Origin of the sequence: Undibacterium sp. Ji22W, assembly GCF_049340305.1 — a bacterium.
Lineage (GTDB): Bacteria > Pseudomonadota > Gammaproteobacteria > Burkholderiales > Burkholderiaceae_D > Undibacterium.
Genome location: NZ_JBMPOU010000003.1, coordinates 642,004 through 660,323, shown reverse-complemented (window position 1 = coordinate 660,323; position 18,320 = coordinate 642,004). Strand labels below are relative to the sequence as shown.

Sequence of the window (18,320 nt, the reverse complement as noted above, 5' to 3'; positions counted from 1 at the left end):
ATCACAAATCACAACACAAATAGATGATTCATCCAATATTTAATGTGTAAGTCATCAATATGCGAACACGACGAAATAAACATTTATTAGCATTGTAAACTTCGAAGTAGTTAAAAGTTGACGATGATGTTCAAGTCACTTTAGTTACCTATTCGCTGTTAAAATAGCGTCTTTCCTCCTTAATTAAAAGCAATCATTCATTATGAGCCGCAAGCTGTTCGTCACTACTGCCCTTCCCTACGCTAACGCCCCTTTTCACCTCGGCCACATCATGGAATACATCCAGGCTGATATCTGGGTTCGTCATCAGCGAATGTCGGGGCATGAAGTTAACTTCGTTTGTGCTGACGATGCGCATGGTGCGCCGATTATGATTGCTGCTGAAAAAGCAGGCATCACACCACAAGAATTTGTTGGTCAGATTGCCGCTGGACGCAAGCAGTATCTCGATGGTTTTCATATTGAATTTGACAACTGGCATTCGACCGATGGCGCGGAAAATCATGAACTATCACAAGATATCTACCGTAAACTGAAGGCTGCGGGTTTTATTACCAGCAAAACGATAGAACAGTTTTATGACCCGGTTAAGAACATGTTCTTGCCGGATCGCTATATCAAAGGTGAATGTCCAAAATGCGGCGCGAAAGATCAGTATGGCGATTCTTGCGAAGTATGTTCGGCGGTGTATGCACCAACGGATTTAAAAAGTCCCTATTCCGTATTAACTGGTGCAACACCAGTGATGAAGTCATCCGAGCATTTTTTCTTCAAATTATCGGACGATAAATGCGTAGAATTTTTGCGCGGCTGGGCTTTGCAAGACAATCGTCTGCAATCAGAAGTCGCCAATAAATGCAAAGAATGGCTAGAAGGTGAAGGCGGTCTCGGCGATTGGGATATCAGTCGCGATGCGCCGTATTTCGGTATCGAGATTCCTGATCAACCGGGCAAATATTTTTATGTATGGCTCGATGCGCCAGTCGGCTACCTCGCGTCACTAAAAAATTATTTCAATAAAACCGGACGTGATTTTGATGCTTTTATGGCAGATCCGACGACTGAGCAGATTCACTTTATCGGCAAGGACATTACTTATTTCCATACGCTGTTTTGGCCTGCGATGTTGAAATTCTCTGGTTACAAAACACCAGACAATGTGTATGCACATGGCTTCGTGACGGTCTCTGGCGAAAAAATGTCTAAGTCACGCGGCACCGGCATTTCGCCTTTGCGTTATCTCGACATCGGGATGAACCCAGAATGGCTGCGTTACTACTTCGCAGCAAAATTGAATGCCAAAGTTGAAGATCTGGATATGAATCCGGATGACTTCGTAGCACGCGTTAATTCTGATTTAATCGGCAAATACATCAACATCGCCAGTCGTGCAGCAGGTTTTATTACCAAACGTTTTGATGGTGTCGTCAATACAGCATGGGCGACAAGTGAAGATGCCTTCATCCAAAATCTACGCAAAGTCTCGGGCGATATTCAAGCGCTGTATGAAGCGCGCGAATTTGGCAAAGCCTTGCGCGCCGTGATGGAGCAAGCCGACATCATCAATGCCTACGTGGATGCAAACAAGCCTTGGGAATTGGCAAAGCAAGCTGAGAATGATGCGAAATTGCAGGAAGTTTGCAGCCGCTTGTTAGAAGCCTTCCGTATTTTGACCGTGTTCTTAAAGCCTGTGTTGCCGCAGTTAGCGAGTCAAGTTGAAGCGCAATTGAATATTGCTCCGCTCAACTGGGCAAGCGTCAATACGCCACTACCAGATCAGCACAGCATCAATCCTTACGTGCATTTGATGCAGCGCGTTGATATTAAGATTTTTGATCAATTGTTTGATGCGCCAGTCACCGCTACTACAGCTACGGAAGCAGTGGCGAGCGCACCGAGCATAGAAGCTTTAGCCGAAGAAATCAAAATTGATGACTTCGCCAAGATCGATTTACGTATCGCTAAAATCGTCAATTGCGAACACGTCGAAGGCTCGGACAAACTCTTGCGTCTGACTTTAGATGTGGGCGAAGGCAAAACACGAAATGTGTTCTCTGGCATCAAGTCTGCCTATCAGCCAGAACAATTAATCGGTAAATTCACCGTCATGGTCGCCAATTTGGCGCCACGCAAGATGAAATTTGGCATGTCCGAAGGAATGGTCTTAGCAGCTTCTGCAGCTGACGAGAAAACAAATCCGGGTTTATATATTCTTGAAGCATGGCCTGGTGCTGAACCTGGTATGCGCGTTCGTTAATATCTTTTTTACGCTATGGACATCGTCATACGCGAAGCCAATACAGCAGATGCGCCACTCTTGGCGCATCTGACCCGAACTTGCTGGGCAGGTAAAGTAGCAGCCACCTCATCCGGACATCATGAAAGTAGTGACAAAGTCGCCGAAGAACTAAATCAAGGCGGTGGCTTTATTTTGCTAGTGGATGAAGAGCCAGCCGGTTCGGTGCGCTGGCTCCCCGTCGATGGCGAAACCAGCACATGGGAAATGCGCCGCATGGGTATCCTTCCTGCTTTCCGTGGTGAAGCCCTCTCACAGCATTTACTTGAAGCCGTGATTCATCAGGCACAAACTTCCGGTGTCGAAGAATTACGTTTAGGTGTACGCACTGATCAGCCGCGCTTGGTCGATCTTTACACCGCCTACGAATTTGAACTTGCGCCCGAGCTCGAATACGCGCATGCCAACCCGAATGAACCTATGCCGCATGTGATGCGGCGTTTTCTCCGATAAATATCGAGCATCCATTTCTGACTGTTTTGAGGAGATGGTTTTCACAGGAATCTCTATGAGCACTTCTATTCCACAACGCATAAATGATCTTCGTGGTGCAATGTCAAAACACGGTGTGCAAGCCTGCTTGATTCCCTCCGCAGATCCACATTTATCAGAATATTTGCCAGCACGCTGGCAAGGCCGAGAAGTATTTTCTGGCTTCACTGGCTCCGTTGCGACCTTGATTGTCACCGCCGATTTTGCAGGACTTTGGGTCGATAGCCGTTACTGGTCACAGGCCGAAATCGAATTGGCCGGAACTGGCATCACGATGATGAAAATTCGATCAGCTGCAGCGACCGCACACATTGATTGGCTGGCACAGCATTTACAAGCCGGCCAAACGCTAGTCGTCGATGGCAATGTCCTCGGCTTAGCCAGCGCCCGCGCCTTGCAAGCCGCGTTAGCACCGAAGCAAATTATTCTCAATACCCAACTCGATATCTTGGATGAAGTCTGGAGTGACCGTCCCGCCTTACCAGATGCCCCCATTTACGAGCATCTCGCTCCCTTTGCCGTCGTCAGCCGCGCCGAGAAACTGGCCGCCGTGCGTGAACAAATGCAAGCTAAAGGTGCGAACTTGCATTTTGTCTCAACCGTCGATGACATCGCTTGGATCTTCAATTTGCGTGGCGCTGACGTTAACTATAATCCTGTCTTTGTGTCCCATGCATTGATAGGCTTGGATAGTGCAACGTTGTTTGTGCCACTGAATAAAGTATCTCCACAAATCACTACGAACTTGGCCAAGGACGGTATCACTTGCCAGCCTTACGAAAACGCAGCCAGTGCACTACAAAATCTCAACGCCAGCGCGACCCTGCTGATCGATCCACGCCGCATTACTTATGGTTTTCAGCAAGCAATTGCGAAAGACGTCAAGGTTGTGGAAGCCCTCAATCCCTCGGTCCACAAAAAATCTCGCAAACATCCTGCCGAAGCGCAATTCGTGCGTGAAGCGATGGAGCAAGATGGTGCTGCTTTGTGTGAATTTTTTGCGTGGTTTGAACAAGCGCAAGGACAACAACGCATCACAGAAATCACCATTGATGAACAAATCTGCGCGGCACGTGCGCGTCAGCCGCATTTTATTTCACCGAGTTTTGGCACTATCGCTGGATTCAACGGCAATGGCGCGATGCCACATTACCGCGCCACCGCGAGTTCACATGCGGTGATTGAAGGTGACGGCTTATTGCTAATTGATTCCGGCGGTCAGTATCTAAACGGCACCACCGACATCACGCGCGTGGTTCCCGTTGGTACAGTTTCCGCAGAGCAGAAGCGTGATTTCACGCTAGTATTAAAAGGCATGATCGCGCTCTCGCGCATGCAATTTCCCTATGGGACTTATTCCACTTCACTCGACACGATTGCCCGTGCGCCGATGTGGGCGGAAGGCATTAATTACGGTCACGGTACTGGTCACGGCGTTGGTTATTTCCTCAATGTGCATGAAGGTCCACAATCGATATCTGGTGCCATCCCCAACAGCGATATGGTGATGGAAATCGGTATGATCACATCCAATGAACCTGGAATTTATCGCCCAGGAAAATGGGGTGTACGCATAGAAAATCTCTTGCTTTGTGTACCCGCACAAACCACGGAATTCGGTGAGTATCTACAATTCGAAAGCTTAACTTTGTGCCCGATTGAAACCCGATGCATCGCGCTTGATTTGATGTCGCAAGATGAAATTAACTGGCTCAATGCCTATCATCAAGAAGTCTTACATCGCCTCTCACCACGCGTGCAGGGCGATACTCTCAATTGGCTCAAACAACGCACTGTAGCTATTAGCAAATAAAGAGAACAGAGTATGAGCGATGCACCGAGTTACCTTGTCGTACCAGCTAGCAAAGACGATTTTGCTGGCATCAAAACACTCTACTTACAGGTAGCGCGACAAGGTGGCGGGATCGCCCGTACTGAAGATGAAATTACCGACGACTATATACGCCACAATTTGGACGCCGCACTAGCACGTGGCATCAGCTATATTGCCAAAGCAGGAACAACGGTAGTCGGTGAAATTCATGCTTACACCCCCGTACCAAAATTGTTTTCCCACGTACTCTCCGACCTCACTATTGCAGTCCATCCTGAGTATCAAGGCGTAGGCGTTGGTAGAGCGATTTTCACTGCTTTATTGGACTCCGTCGAAAACCAACATCCTAATATTTTGCGTGTCGAGTTATTTGTACGTGAATCCAACCTCAAAGCACAGGCGTTTTATCAAAGTTTAGGATTTCAAATCGAAGGCCATTTCGCACAACGCGTTCGCCGCCCCGACGTAAATCTAGAAGCCGACGTTCCTATGGCTTGGTTACGCCCCGCATAAGCCCTCATTGTTGCGGAGCGACTGGGGCAAATAGTTTGCGAAACGCGATCAATGCTGCTGGATGATAAATCGTCGCATGCGTTTCTTTAGCAAAATGTTCGTAATTCCAATTTAAGCCCTTCGGTTGCTGAAGCTTCAGCATCTCCGCAAAACTCTTGATCACCTGCTCCATCCCGCGTTGTCCGCTGCTGGCAAAATATAGGTTCTTTGGTAGTTGAGGATTTGTCTTTAATTTTTCAGCAAACCTCGCCGTCAAGGCTTGGTCATTCCACCATAAGCTAGGATCGATCGCGATATAGGTTTGAAACATCTCAGGCATATGAAACAAGGTCTCGATCGTGAACAGTCCCGCCAAAGATTCGCCCACTAAGGCGCGCTCGTTCGTAGTGCGATAACGCTGCTCAATTTCAGGGATTAACTCTTTCGTTAAGAAATGGCGATACAAGTCTGCGCCACCCAGATTAGGAATCGCTTTCTTATCCAATTCGCTATCACTAGGCCCTGTCAAATCGCGACGACGTACGGTGTTTTCAATGCCGACCAATATAAATGGACGCATCGTGCCATTGGCGATCGATACTTGCATCAGACCAGCTATATGTAGAAAATCTTCAGCAATTCCACCATCTGGCATGTAAATGACAGGGTAAGTTTTTGATTGGTCTTGTTGATAGCCGTCGGGTAAGTAGACATTGATCCGTCTGATTTCTTGCATGGTTTTTGAGGCTAGCTCTATGGATTCGCCTATGAATAGGGGTTTGACTGTGACTTGGGCTGTGGCGGCGGAAGTAATTGTTAAGCTGATGGTTAATAGGATGATGGTGATTAGGTGTTTGATGTTCATGGTGTTCTCTCAAGCGGTATTGGTTATGCCTTGAAGTGTTGGTTCTCGTGGGTTATTGGTTGGCAGTTGATTTACGGTCTGTAGGTCGGGGGTGGCCCGACGGCCAATTACCTTTTTTGCTTCGCCAAAAAAGGTAATCCAAAAAAGGCGACCGTAGACTCGCCCCTTCGGGGTGCTTACGCTTCGCTTCAGCATAATTTGTGCTTCACAAAAAATGGGAAAGTGTTGAAACTCGCTACGCTCAGACAGCAACACTTTCTTATCCATTTTCGGTGAAGCACAAATTACATCGCCTCAAACGGGAGCAGGTCAAAGTCAAAAACAGATTCAAAAGCAAGTCAAAAACAACGACCTATAACTGCTGTTAGAAAAATGAACGACCTTAGGTACTGATTGTTTTGATGTTGCTTCTACTTTTGACCTTCATCCACTTCTGACACTGCCAATTGTGCAGGACAGAAAATGGATAAAGAAAGTGTTGTTGTCTGAGCCGGAGGCGAGTTTCAACACTTTCCCATTTTTTGTCCTGCACAATTGGGAAGCCGAAGGCCAGTGGCAGCGTGGTCGCCTTTCTTTGCTTCCTTTTCTTTGGCGAAGCAAAGAAAGGGAGTGGCTGTCGGGCCACCCCCGACCTACAAACGTCAAACACTCATACACGTCAATGAGAAAAAAGTACCGATCGAAAACAATTTACGATAAACGAATCAACCGATGTTGGGCTTCACTCCGTTCAGCAACAACCTACGTAACCAAAGCAGAACTTACCGCTTCTTCATAATCGACCCCAACACCCCACGAATAATCTCACGTCCAACCTGCGAACCAATGGTGCGCACTGCCGACTTCACCATCGTCTCAGCGACATTGTCTTTACGTCGCATCCCGGAGCCGCCAAACAAATTCCCAAACATACCACCTAAGGCTCCGGCGATTCCACCGCCCTCAGCTTCTTGTTGCGCTGGTGCTGATTGTTGAGATTGCGGTTGCGAGCGTGGTTGGGATGACTGTGTTGACTGCGAACCAGCCGAACGCCCCCAAGCTTCACTATCGTTGGCAACTGGCGGCGCCGACTTGCTGCCGCCATCGCTCGTTTGTGACACACGGCCTTTGATTTTTTCATAGGCTGATTCACGATCAATCGCTTTTTCGTAGACGCCGGCAACGATGGAATTGGCGACAATGATTTTTCTTTGTTCGGGCGTAATTGCACCGATTTGTGATGCCGGCGGAACGATAAAACCGCGCTGCACAATATTTGGACGCCCTTTCTCATCAAGGAAAGAAATCAAGGCCTCACCCACACCAAGTTCACTAATGACAGCGGCGGTATCGAGTTCAGGATTTGGACGGAAAGTTTCAGCGGCGGCTTGCACTGCTTTTTGATCGCGCGGCGTGTAAGCGCGCAAGGCATGCTGCACACGATTGCCTAATTGGCCTAGCACCGTATCGGGAATATCAAGTGGATTCTGTGTAACGAAATACACGCCGACGCCTTTGGAACGAATCAATCTCACGACTTGCTCAATTTTTTGCAATAAAACCTTTGGCGCTTCATCAAATAAGAGATGTGCTTCGTCAAAGAAAAATACCATCTTAGGTTGTTCTACATCGCCAACTTCTGGTAGGTTTTCATATAGCTCAGACAACATCCACAGCAAAAAAGTTGAATACAGACGCGGTGACTGCAAAAGCTGATCGGCGGCCAAGATATTGATAAAACCTTTACCACTAGTATCGGTTTGCATCATATCGTCAAGATTGAGCATTGGCTCACCAAAGAACTCCTCGCCACCTTGCTCAGCCATCGCCAACAAAGCACGCTGAATTGCACCTATGCTGGCAGCGGAAATGTTGCCGTATTCCGTTTGAAATTCAGAGGCGTTGTCGCCCAAATACTGCAGCATGGCGCGCAGATCTTTGACATCCAATAACAATAGTCCATTGTCATCGGCTATTTTAAAGGCCAGTTGCAATACGCCTTCTTGTGTTTCGTTCAAATTCAACATGCGACCAAGCAGCAACGGACCGAGATCAGAAATCGTGGCGCGAACCGGATGACCTTGCTTGCCGAATACGTCCCAAAACGTCACTGGGCAGGCTTGCCATGTCGGTGCCTCTACGCCGAGCATTTCTAAACGCTGCTGCATCTTCGGCGACAGTTGTCCCGCCTGTGACATACCCGATAAATCACCCTTGACGTCGGCCATAAATACAGGCACGCCAATATCCGAGAAAGACTGCGCCAACACCTGCAAGGTCACGGTTTTTCCCGTACCAGTGGCGCCAGTAATGCAACCGTGGCGATTCGCCCAGTCAGAGAGCAAATGAAGATCAAAAGATTGATTTTTCGCAAGAGATTTAGCAACTAGGAGTTGTTTTGACATGATTTGCCTGGGTTGAATATACGTAAAAAGAGATAATTATCCAGATCTACCTCGAAAACTTAAACAATCCTCGCCAACCGACAAAGTCAGCGGCGGTTTTGCGTAAGTGCTCTATGTTAGAATAGCGGTCTTCATTATAAAACCAATCCTTTGCAAAGTTTCCTTCGCGACATCACATAATTGTTAGGGAATGATAAAAATTACTGGAAGTAAGTGTAAATAAGCGCAAAGAATTGCCAATTTTAGAAAGAGCAATCATGGCAGGACATAGTAAATGGGCGAACATCAAGCATAAAAAAGCAGCCACCGATGCAAAACGCGGCAAAATCTGGACTCGCTTGATTAAAGAAATCACAGTTGCAGCGCGTATGGGTGGCGAAGACGTAGCATCCAATCCACGTTTGCGCTTAGCCGTCGATAAGTCCTTCGATGCGAATATGCCAAAAGAAAACGTCACGCGTGCGATTCAGCGCGGTGCGGGCACGTTGGAAGGTGCCAACTATGAAGAAATTCGTTATGAAGGTTATGGTATTGGTGGCGCAGCAATTATTGTTGACTGTATGACCGATAACCGCGTGCGTACTGTGGCTGAGGTGCGTCATGCTTTTAATAAGTTTGGTGGCAATATGGGCGCAGAAGGTTCAGTAGCGTTCTTATTTACCCATTGCGGTCAAATGTTTTTTGCTCCGGGCACCAATGAAGATGCTTTGATGGAAGCAGCCTTAGAAGCAGGTGCCGATGATGTGGTCACAGATGATGAAGGCGGGATCGAAGTCACTTGCCCGCCACATGATTTATCGGCGATTAAAGATGCTTTGGAAAAAGCTGGCTTTAAACCTGAAGTTGCAGAAGTGGTGATGAAGCCGCAAACTGAAACGGTGTTCACTGGTGATGATGCGATCAAGATGCAAAAGATTATTGATGCATTAGAAAATCTCGATGACGTCCAAGAGGTTTTCACCAACGCGATTTTAGAAGACTAAAGCTTGACGTCTCGCCTACAGCGTTAACGTGGCAAATCAAGATCAATCGATATTTAAGTTCAAGAGTAAAAAATGAAAATTCTCGTGGTCGGCTCCGGTGGTCGTGAACATGCACTGGCATGGAAATTAGCGCAATCAGAACGTGCGCAAACAATTTTTGTTGCGCCTGGCAATGGCGGCACAGAGCTCGATAGGAATCTCAAAAATATCAACATTACTGATCCGCACGCCCTAGCAGAATTTGCGATTCAAGAACATATTGGTCTTACCGTGGTCGGTCCAGAAGTGCCGCTCGCTGCGGGTATCGTGAATATCTTCCGTGAAAAAGGTTTGAAAATTTTTGGACCGACGAAAGAAGCTGCACAGCTCGAAAGCTCCAAAGATTTCGCAAAAGCCTTCATGCACCGTCACCATATTCCGACCGCGGAATACCAAACTTTTTCTGACGTTCAAGCAGCACATGATTACTTGAACCAAAAAGGCGCGCCTATCGTCATCAAGGCCGATGGCCTCGCGGCAGGCAAAGGCGTAGTGGTTGCGATGACGATCGAAGAAGCGCATGCCGCGGTCGATATGATGTTGTCTGACAACAAGCTCGGCGATGCTGGTGCCCGCGTTGTTATTGAAGAGTTTTTGGCAGGTGAAGAAGCCAGTTTCATCGTCATGGTGGATGGCAAAAATATCTTGGCACTCGCAACCAGCCAAGATCACAAACGCTTGCTCGATCAAGATCAGGGTCCGAATACCGGTGGTATGGGCGCGTATTCCCCAGCACCGATCGTGACACCACAACTGCATGCTCGCGTGATGCGCGAAATCATTCAGCCAACGGTACAAGGTATGGCAAAAGACGGCATCGTGTTTACCGGTTTCTTGTATGCAGGTTTGATGATCGATGATCATGGCAATCCTAAAACTTTGGAATTCAATTGCCGTATGGGGGATCCAGAAACACAGCCGATTATGTCGCGTCTCAAAACCGATTTGATCAGTGTGATGGAACATGCAGTTAATGGCACACTCGACACGGTCGAACTCGAATGGGACCGACGCACAGCGATGGGCGTGGTGATGGCAGCGGCCGGTTATCCTGATGCGCCTGAAAAAGGCGCGGACATTACGGGGATTCCAGCAGAAACGGCGGATTGCATTACCTTCCACGCAGGCACTGCTTTAGCTGGCGGGAAACTGAGCGTCACAGGTGGTCGCGTATTATGCGTAGTGGGCTTGGGTGACTCAGTTAAGACAGCACAAAAACATGCTTACGATGTCGTTGAAAAAATTCAATTTAAAGGCGCGCAATATCGTAAAGATATTGGATGGCGTGCTCTGAATCGTAAACACTGAACTTCGGGTATTGCCATTCCCGCGTAGGCCGGAATCCAGTGACGTAAGTGTTTAAAGACACTGGATCCCTGCCTTCGCAGGGATGACGTTAAAATACTCTGGCTTTTGCCCACTACATATTGCGCTACTCTTGCTTTCCTCCAAATTACATTGCAGGAACACACATAAAAAATTTTGACAAATCATGACCGACGCTAATTCCGTTAAAGAGTATTTACTAGGCCTACAAGCTTCCATCGTTGCAGCTATGGAAGAAGTTGATGGCTGCAGTTTTATCACTGACAGCTGGGAACGCCCAGAAGGTGGTGGCGGGATTTCGCGGGTGATTGAAGAAGGTAATGTATTCGAACGTGGCGGTGTGAATTTTTCCCATGTGATGGGCAAAAACTTACCGCCATCAGCAGCGGCCAGTCGCCCAGAATTAGCTGGTCGTCAGTGGGAAGCGATGGGCGTGTCTTTGGTCCTACATCCGCGCAATCCGTTTGCACCGACAGTCCACATGAATGTACGCTTTTTTACCACGTATGCCGAGGGTAAAGATCCGGTGTGGTGGTTTGGTGGCGGCATGGATCTCACGCCGTATTATGGTTTTGAAGAAGATGCGAAACATTTTCATCAAACTTGCAAAGATGCCTTAACGCCATTTGGTGCCGATTTGCATCCTCGCTTTAAAAAATGGTGTGACGAGTATTTTTATCTCAAACATCGCAAAGAAGCACGCGGCGTGGGCGGTATTTTCTTTGATGATTTTAATGAGCAATCGTTTGAGCAAAGTTTTGCCATGACCAAAAGTGTTGGCGATGGATTTGTCAAAGCCTATCGCCCGATTCTCGAACGCCGCAAAGATCTCGCTTTTGGCGAAATCGAACGCGACTTCCAGGCGTATCGTCGTGGTCGTTATGTGGAATTTAATCTAGTATTTGATCGTGGGACTTTATTTGGTTTGCAATCCGGTGGTCGTACTGAATCGATCCTAATGTCGATGCCACCGATCGTAAAATGGCGCTACGATTGGAAGCCAGAAGCAGGTAGTGCAGAAGCCAAATTGGCGACTGACTTTTTGGTACACAAGGAATGGGTGTAAAATCCGCTTCTACAAAATCTGCCGCAACAAACATCCAGCACTCTGTGCTGGTCTTTGGGGGTAGTTTTGATCCCGTCCATAATGGACATGTCGCACTGGTGCAGCATTTTGCAACGTTGCTCAAAGTCGACGAAGTGCGCTTAGTCCCAGCGGGTCAACCTTGGCAAAAAGCCAGTTTAAAGGCGAGCGCCGAACAAAGAATTAAGATGTTGGAATTGGCATTTGATGAGCAATTATCCGTGCCCTACAGCATCGACCAACAAGAGATAGAACGTGCCGCTGCGCAGATTCCCAGCTACACGGTTGATACTTTAACTAACATGCGATCTCAATGGGGTAATGCTCAGTCAAATGAGGAGATCGCGCTTATTTTGCTAATTGGTGCCGACCAATTTCACAATTTCGCAACGTGGAAAAACTGGCAACAAATTTTTAAATTGGCACATATCGTCGTTGCCGCAAGACCAGGCTACAGCTTGCAACTCGACACATTACCCAGCGAATTTGCCGCACTTTGGCAGCAAGCAAATGGCGCTATTGAAGATCTTAAGCAATGCTCTTTTGGCAAAACCTGGCTAGAAACTGATCTAGCTTGGGATATTTCTGCAACACGGATTCGCGACGAATTGCAGCAACAAGGGCAAACCAGGGAAACCACCTCGCTAATTCCACGCAAGGTGTTAGACTACCTTCAACAGCAACAAATTTACGATTAACTGGTTTGGCTTTATCAGCATCATTATTTAGCTTCACACCGAGATTCAAAAAAATTCAGATAGATAGGCAATTATGGATATTAAAAAACTGCAAACTTTAGTCTTCGACGCATTAGAAGATGTTAAAGGTCAAGACATACAAGTCTTCGACACTACCGAAATTACCAGCTTGTTCGACCGCGTGTGCGTGGTTTCAGGTACCTCAAATCGCCAGACCAAAGCTTTGGCCGCCTCAGTACGCGATAAAGTTAAAGAAAACGGCGGGAACATCATCGGTATGGAAGGTGAAGGTACTGGTGAGTGGGTACTGGTCGATCTGGGCGATATGGTCGTTCATATCATGCAACCAGCGATTCGCGCTTACTACCGTTTAGAAGAACTCTGGGGCGGCAAAGAAGTCAAAATGGGTGCTGCTAAACGTACGACTAGCAAAATGACAGCTGGCCCATTGGATGAAGAAAAACCAAAACGCTCACGTTCTAAAGCAGCGCCTGTCGAAGTCACACCAGATATGATGGCGACACAGACGACTTTGGACGATGAAAAGAAACCTACGCGTAAACCACGCGTGAGCAAAGTAGCTGCTGAGTTGGCTGGTGACAAACCTGCTCGTAAGCCACGTGCTTCTGCAACCAGCGATGCCGCAGTGAAGAAGCCACGTGCAGCGAAGATCCCGACTGGTGGTCGTATCAAAGTTGCAGCAACGAAAACTGCCACAGCATCGTCGAAAGAAGCAGCAGCGAAAAAAGCAACTACACGTCGCAAGACTGCTGAATAAAATACCAGTTACCTCGGTATAAAAAAGGGGGAAAGTCATTGAGACTTTCCCCCTTTTTCATTGCCGCCGCGTTAGTCAATATTTTGCAATTCGTGCCGCATCGGATGCCGCGTAGGCTCCACAGAGCATGTGTAGTCAAAGACTAAAGGTCGGTGACTAATCATTTCATTGCAGCACGGATCATTTATGCCAAAGTCGGATAATCCGTATATCCAACCGCGCCTGGTGTATAGAACGTCGAAGCATCTGGTGCATTCAGAGCGGCACCTGCCTTGATGCGCGCTGGCAAATCTGGATTCGCCAAGAAGCCCGTGCCAAATGCCACTGCATCTAACAAATTATTCGTGATCGCAGCTTCTGCTTCTTCGCCGCTATAACCCATATTACCAATCAAAACACCCTTGTAATTCGCACGCGCTACTGGCATGACATCCGCTTTTTGCACTTGGAAAAAATCTGCGCGCATTACATGCAAATAGGCGAGATTGAAGTCATTTAAGCGTTGGCTCAAATACGTAATCCACGCAACCGGATCGCTATCAATCATGCTGTTATAACTATTGAGTGGAGACAAACGTAAACCCACTTTATCTGAACCAATCGCTGCACTAACTGCAGTAATGACTTCACATAAAAAGCGTGCACGGTTTTCTAAACTGCCACCGTAGATATCGGTACGTTTGTTGGAACCATCACGTAAAAATTGGTCGATCAAATAGCCGTTCGCGCCGTGAATCTCAACGCCATCAAAGCCAGCAGCAATCGCGTTCTTCGCGCCTTGGGCAAAGTCCTGGACAATGCTCTGGATCTGATCGATCGTTAATTCTTGTGGTACGACGTGCGCTACCTTGCCATCCACCGTATGCACTTCGCCTTCGATCGCAATAGCACTTGGGGCGAAAGTTGGCGCACCGTTGTTGTATGCGGGATGTGCTGCACGGCCACCGTGCCAGATCTGCATCACGATCTTGCCGCCTTTATCATGCACGGCGCTCGTCACTAGCTTCCAAGCTTCGATTTGCTCGGCACTGTAAATGCCCGGTTCAGCCGCAAAAGCGGAAGTATTCGGCGTCACCATCGTGCATTCCGTAATGATCAACCCAGCGCTCGCACGTTGCGCATAGTATTCGGCCATTAAGGCATTCGGTAAATGCTCGACACCTGCGCGAGTACGAGTGAGAGGTGCCATCAACATACGATTTTTTAGTTCTAAACTGCCGGCTTTAAGAGGGGTAAATAACATGGAATATCCTTTAATAAATGAACGCTTGATGCGCAAGATAAAACTGAGAATTGGTAGACCTAAGAACTATTGGTCTATGTTGAAAGACCTAACATTTGTTTGGTTGATCGCATAGCACACTCCAATGCACTAGGATCGCGTCGCAGCTTGGTGAGCAAACTGGCACCGAACCACATTTCATAGAGAGTTTCGGCACACACTGCGGCATCCAGCGAAGTCGGTAATGAGCCATCGGCTCTTCCCTCTTCTACACACTGTGCAAGACGACCAATCACACGATCGGTACCCTGATGCAAAGCTAGACGCATGGCTTCCGACAAATCGGAAACTTCACCGGCCAGCTTCACAGCCAGACATTGACACTGCATGTCTTTATCCGCCAATGACGTCAACCAGCCATTCCAATACTGCATAAAACGGGTCGCTGCGCTCTCACTATTTGCCTTGAGTAAAAGCTCAACTTCCAGCAAATAATCTTCAAAGTAGCTGGCAATCAAGGCTTCACCAAACAATTCCTTGGATTTGAAGTAGTGATAAAACGAGCCTTTAGGCACATCCGCAGCCTGCAAAACTTCATTCAAACCAACCGCGACAAAGCCTTTTCCCAAAATAATGGGTTTGGCCGTATCGAGAATGTGTTGCCGGATATTTAAACGTATTGGTTTCATGAGGTGTATTGTAACGCAAATTAGACCAGTCGTCTTGAAAGCGAATTTTTCTGAAGTTTCTTGGTGTATTTAGTCTGAATCCGATAAAGGCAAGGGTAGCGCCGTATAATTGCAAACTCGTATAAATCACGCCCACTATCACGCCCACCATCATGCAACTCATTATCGCCGCCGTCGGCCACAAAATGCCCTCTTGGATAGAAAACGGTTTTCAGGAATACGCGAAACGTATGCCGCCCGAAGCTCGGATTCTTCTAAAGGAAATCAAACCAATTGAACGCTCAGGTAGTAAAACCGCTGAAACGGTGATGGCATTGGAGAAAGAGAAAATTGAGGCAGTAATCCCCAAGAATGCCAAAATCATTGCACTCGATGAGCGTGGTAAGGATTTGACCTCCGTCGGTCTCGCGAAACAACTAACCGATTGGCAGCAAGAAGGTCGTGATGTCGTATTCGTGATCGGTGGCGCGGATGGCTTAGACGCTGAATTCAAGGCAAAAGCTGATGGTTTGATTCGCATTTCTAGTTTGACTTTGCCACATGGCATGGTACGTGTATTATTGGCGGAACAACTTTATCGCGCTTGGTCGATTACCCAAAATCATCCGTATCATCGGGTCTAGGGTCTGTTGACAACTATTTTAGGCAAGCGAATGCGCGCAAATGAGCACAGGGCTAGGCGCAAGCTGCGCAGTAGTGCGAGCACTATAAGCAGATTGCAACAACGCCATGTGCTCATTTGAGCCATTCCCGGAGGGTTTCAATCAAAACGCACGATGGACAGCGTTGCATCTCTTGCTGGGGCGGCCAACCGCAGCGGCGAGATGCGCCTTGCCATCCTGCGTTTTGATTGAAACGCTTGACTAAAATAGTTGTCAACAGACCCTAGCAAAGGCTTTTACCACGCACGATTTCTCTTAACAGTCTTCGCCTGCGGGGTATCCTTATGCAACTGTTTCGCTCTCTCTGTTTGCCGATCTTTCTCGGACTTTTCTTGTCTTTGCTTCCAGCCTCTCAGTCTCGTGCGCAAGAAGCTGTGGTCGATCAAGAGCATGATCTCAGTATGCGTGGAATGATACGTCTAGTTCATGAAAAACCCGCACAATTCAATACACTATGGACGGAGCGACGCCGCAGCCAAGAACGGGCAATTTCTCCCGAGCTGAGCACCAGTGAGCACGCCGCAGCGCTACAGAATGTTCAGTGGCAATGGGCCGCAGGTTTGATCAACTACCCCTACTTTCATCAACGAGAAACTGGTGGCTCGGTCACAGCCAATTGGCAACCGAAGATTATTGCGATCAATTCCATCCAATTCAATGATGAAGCTAGCCTAGAGCAAAGCAACTTCCAACTCTTGATTCAAGCCTGGCTGCACGACAGCGCGGGGCAACGGGTGAAACAAGATCCAGCGCTGCAGCGCGGCGATAACCGCTGGTTACGTGCGAACTTCAGCGCTCTCGACACAACCATCAGCAGCCACAAGGTGAAAGCCCATTTCATGAGCAAACTGCTGGCGGAGCATATCGATGACAACGGTGCCAAAAATGTCTTGCCGCAGATTCTTGAAGCAGAAAAAAACGGCGTATCCCCAGAGCAAATCACAAAATTCCGCGCCGCCTATGAACAAGAGATGCAAGCGCCGAAAGACCATGTCGCCTACACATATCAAAATGTCGATGGTGTCGATCTGCAGCTGCACGTGTTTCCCGCAAAAGGCGACGCCAAAGAAGCACCCGTTTTCATTTGGTTTCATGGGGGTTCATGGAGCACGGGGCATTGGAGTTACTGCCCCGTCGTCTGCCGCGCCTTACAAAATCGAGGATTTGTCGTAGTCCAGGTCGAATACCGCACTTCGCAGCGATTTGACGGAACGCCATTGAACGCTCTGGCCGATGCCGAACGTGCGATTGATTGGACGATCACACATAGTGGCGAACTACAGATCAATCCGAAGAAACTGATGGTCGGTGGTTTTTCCAGTGGTGGCGCCTTGGCATCGCAAATGGCGGTTCTCAATCATACTAAAGTCAGCGCAGCCGCCTATATGTCTGGTGGTTTTGATCCCTCGAAAGATACTTGGTATAACAGCGTGGTGGGCCCTTTACGCGATACCAAACAACTGTCGCCGCTTCTCATGGTTAATCGTAACAGCCCGCCGCAAATCCTGTTTCATGCGAAAGATGATGAAATGTGCGCTTATCAAGATGCACAAAGTCTCGCCAACAAATTGACGGCACTTGATATTCCCAATCGCCTCGTCAGTTTTGAACAAGGTGGGCATTTCTTTGTTTTTAAAAATCCAGCAGACCGCCAACGTATTTCCACGGAGCTGACGAGTTTTGTGGATCAGCTGAAATGGTAACAGCCGCCCCTCGTTTTCCTTTGCCGCATGGCATGGTGCGTGTATTATTAGCAGAACAACTCTACCGCGCTTGCTCGATCACGCAAAACCACCCTTACCTTCGGGTATAAATAACGTGACCAGCCAAGCTCTGCACCAGGATTTTGGCTATGTCGCACCACCGAAAAATTTATCTCGCTTCTAAAAGCCCTCGTCGGCGTGAACTGCTGCGCCAAGTCGGCATTGATTTTGAAGTCTTACTGTTGCGTGATACGCCACCACGTGGCCCTGATCTCACCGAAATCGTGCTGCCGGGCGAATTACCCGATGCTTATGTCGCCCGCGTTACCCAAGAAAAAGCACAAGCGGCCTGGGATGCCGTCATCGCCCGACACCTGTTCGCCTATCCGGTGTTAGCCGCCGACACCACAGTTGTCATCAATCAAGAAATTTTAGGCAAACCCGCGAATCGCGATGAAGCAATAGTTATGCTCAGCAAACTCGCTGGTAACACCCATCAAGTGTTAACCAGCATCGCAATCAAATACCAACAACAACTTTTACAATGCACGCAAACCTCCGAAGTCACATTTGCCGCATTGAACGACGCGCAAATCGCTGCCTACTGCGATAGCGCCGAGCCTTATGACAAGGCAGGCGGCTATGGCATACAAGGCATGGCGGCGCGTTTTATCACGCATATCAGCGGCAGTTATTCCGGCATCATGGGTCTCCCTTTGTACGAGACCACCGCCCTACTCGACCGCTTCAAACCGAATTAAATTTTAAAATAC

16 protein-coding genes and 1 pseudogene are annotated in these 18,320 nt (G+C 48.0%); 13 read left to right on the top strand and 4 right to left on the bottom strand.

Annotated elements, in window-relative coordinates; all coding sequences use genetic code 11:
- Positions 1–202: 202 nt before the first annotated feature.
- Genes metG through ACO0KW_RS15335 form a run of 4 tightly spaced genes read left to right on the top strand, consistent with a single transcriptional unit; the run spans position 203 to position 5,135 of the window.
- Positions 203–2,257: a methionine--tRNA ligase gene (gene metG / locus ACO0KW_RS15350; protein WP_423054154.1), complete on the top strand. Its 2,055-nt coding sequence runs from the start codon at positions 203–205 to the stop codon at positions 2,255–2,257.
- Positions 2,258–2,272: 15 nt separating this feature from the next.
- Positions 2,273–2,749, top strand: a complete 477-nt coding sequence (locus tag ACO0KW_RS15345; protein WP_423054153.1) for a GNAT family N-acetyltransferase — start codon at positions 2,273–2,275, stop codon at positions 2,747–2,749.
- Between the two features lie 55 nt (positions 2,750–2,804).
- Entirely contained in the window at positions 2,805–4,601 is a 1,797-nt protein-coding gene (locus tag ACO0KW_RS15340) for an aminopeptidase P family protein (protein WP_423054152.1), read from the top strand.
- Between the two features lie 12 nt (positions 4,602–4,613).
- Entirely contained in the window at positions 4,614–5,135 is a 522-nt protein-coding gene (locus tag ACO0KW_RS15335) for a GNAT family N-acetyltransferase (RefSeq protein WP_423054150.1), read from the top strand.
- Between the two features lie 4 nt (positions 5,136–5,139).
- Here ACO0KW_RS15335 and ACO0KW_RS15330 read toward each other — a convergent pair whose 3' ends face one another.
- Positions 5,140–5,979, bottom strand: a complete 840-nt coding sequence (locus tag ACO0KW_RS15330; protein ID WP_423054148.1) for an alpha/beta hydrolase — start codon at positions 5,977–5,979, stop codon at positions 5,140–5,142.
- Positions 5,980–6,740: 761 nt separating this feature from the next.
- The gene (locus tag ACO0KW_RS15325; RefSeq protein WP_423054147.1) at positions 6,741–8,363 is read right to left on the bottom strand and encodes a helicase HerA-like C-terminal domain-containing protein; all 1,623 of its coding nucleotides are present in this window, start codon (positions 8,361–8,363) and stop codon (positions 6,741–6,743) included.
- Positions 8,364–8,620: 257 nt separating this feature from the next.
- Between ACO0KW_RS15325 and ACO0KW_RS15320 the strand changes: the two genes are divergently transcribed.
- The 5 genes from ACO0KW_RS15320 (at position 8,621) to rsfS (ending at position 13,271) form a co-directional block, all read left to right on the top strand.
- Complete coding sequence (locus ACO0KW_RS15320; RefSeq protein WP_423054146.1) at positions 8,621–9,346, top strand: YebC/PmpR family DNA-binding transcriptional regulator; 726 nt, start codon at positions 8,621–8,623, stop codon at positions 9,344–9,346.
- Positions 9,347–9,418: 72 nt separating this feature from the next.
- A complete protein-coding gene (gene purD, locus ACO0KW_RS15315) occupies positions 9,419–10,693 on the top strand; it encodes a phosphoribosylamine--glycine ligase (protein ID WP_423054145.1) in 1,275 nt (424 codons plus the stop codon).
- Between the two features lie 184 nt (positions 10,694–10,877).
- A complete protein-coding gene (gene hemF / locus ACO0KW_RS15310) occupies positions 10,878–11,777 on the top strand; it encodes an oxygen-dependent coproporphyrinogen oxidase (RefSeq protein WP_423054144.1) in 900 nt (299 codons plus the stop codon).
- Positions 11,768–12,493 carry a nicotinate (nicotinamide) nucleotide adenylyltransferase gene (nadD, locus tag ACO0KW_RS15305; RefSeq protein WP_423054143.1) on the top strand — a complete coding sequence of 242 codons (726 nt, stop codon included), beginning with the start codon at positions 11,768–11,770 and terminating at the stop codon, positions 12,491–12,493. Before hemF ends, nadD begins: the two co-directional genes overlap by 10 nt.
- Before the next feature lie 73 nt (positions 12,494–12,566).
- The gene (rsfS, locus tag ACO0KW_RS15300; RefSeq protein ID WP_423054142.1) at positions 12,567–13,271 is read left to right on the top strand and encodes a ribosome silencing factor; all 705 of its coding nucleotides are present in this window, start codon (positions 12,567–12,569) and stop codon (positions 13,269–13,271) included.
- Between the two features lie 184 nt (positions 13,272–13,455).
- Here rsfS and ACO0KW_RS15295 read toward each other — a convergent pair whose 3' ends face one another.
- Both ACO0KW_RS15295 and ACO0KW_RS15290 read right to left on the bottom strand, forming a co-directional pair.
- The gene (locus tag ACO0KW_RS15295; RefSeq protein ID WP_423054141.1) at positions 13,456–14,514 is read right to left on the bottom strand and encodes an alkene reductase; all 1,059 of its coding nucleotides are present in this window, start codon (positions 14,512–14,514) and stop codon (positions 13,456–13,458) included.
- 74 nt (positions 14,515–14,588) lie between these two features.
- Positions 14,589–15,182 (bottom strand): TetR/AcrR family transcriptional regulator, encoded by a 594-nt coding sequence (locus ACO0KW_RS15290; RefSeq protein WP_423054139.1) that lies wholly within the window; start codon positions 15,180–15,182, stop codon positions 14,589–14,591.
- A gap of 152 nt (positions 15,183–15,334) precedes the next feature.
- On the opposite strand from ACO0KW_RS15290, the gene rlmH reads away from it, so the two are divergent.
- The 4 genes and pseudogenes from rlmH (at position 15,335) to ACO0KW_RS15270 (ending at position 18,308) form a co-directional block, all read left to right on the top strand.
- Positions 15,335–15,805, top strand: coding sequence for a 23S rRNA (pseudouridine(1915)-N(3))-methyltransferase RlmH (gene rlmH, locus ACO0KW_RS15285; RefSeq protein ID WP_423054138.1), 471 nt, complete (start codon positions 15,335–15,337; stop codon positions 15,803–15,805).
- A gap of 323 nt (positions 15,806–16,128) precedes the next feature.
- Positions 16,129–17,547, top strand: coding sequence for an alpha/beta hydrolase (locus ACO0KW_RS15280; RefSeq protein WP_423054137.1), 1,419 nt, complete (start codon positions 16,129–16,131; stop codon positions 17,545–17,547).
- Positions 17,548–17,564: 17 nt separating this feature from the next.
- A pseudogene (locus ACO0KW_RS15275) lies at positions 17,565–17,657 on the top strand (23S rRNA (pseudouridine(1915)-N(3))-methyltransferase RlmH); the annotation flags it as partial.
- 39 nt (positions 17,658–17,696) lie between these two features.
- Positions 17,697–18,308 (top strand): Maf family protein, encoded by a 612-nt coding sequence (locus ACO0KW_RS15270; RefSeq protein ID WP_423054136.1) that lies wholly within the window; start codon positions 17,697–17,699, stop codon positions 18,306–18,308.
- Positions 18,309–18,320: the final 12 nt, after the last annotated feature.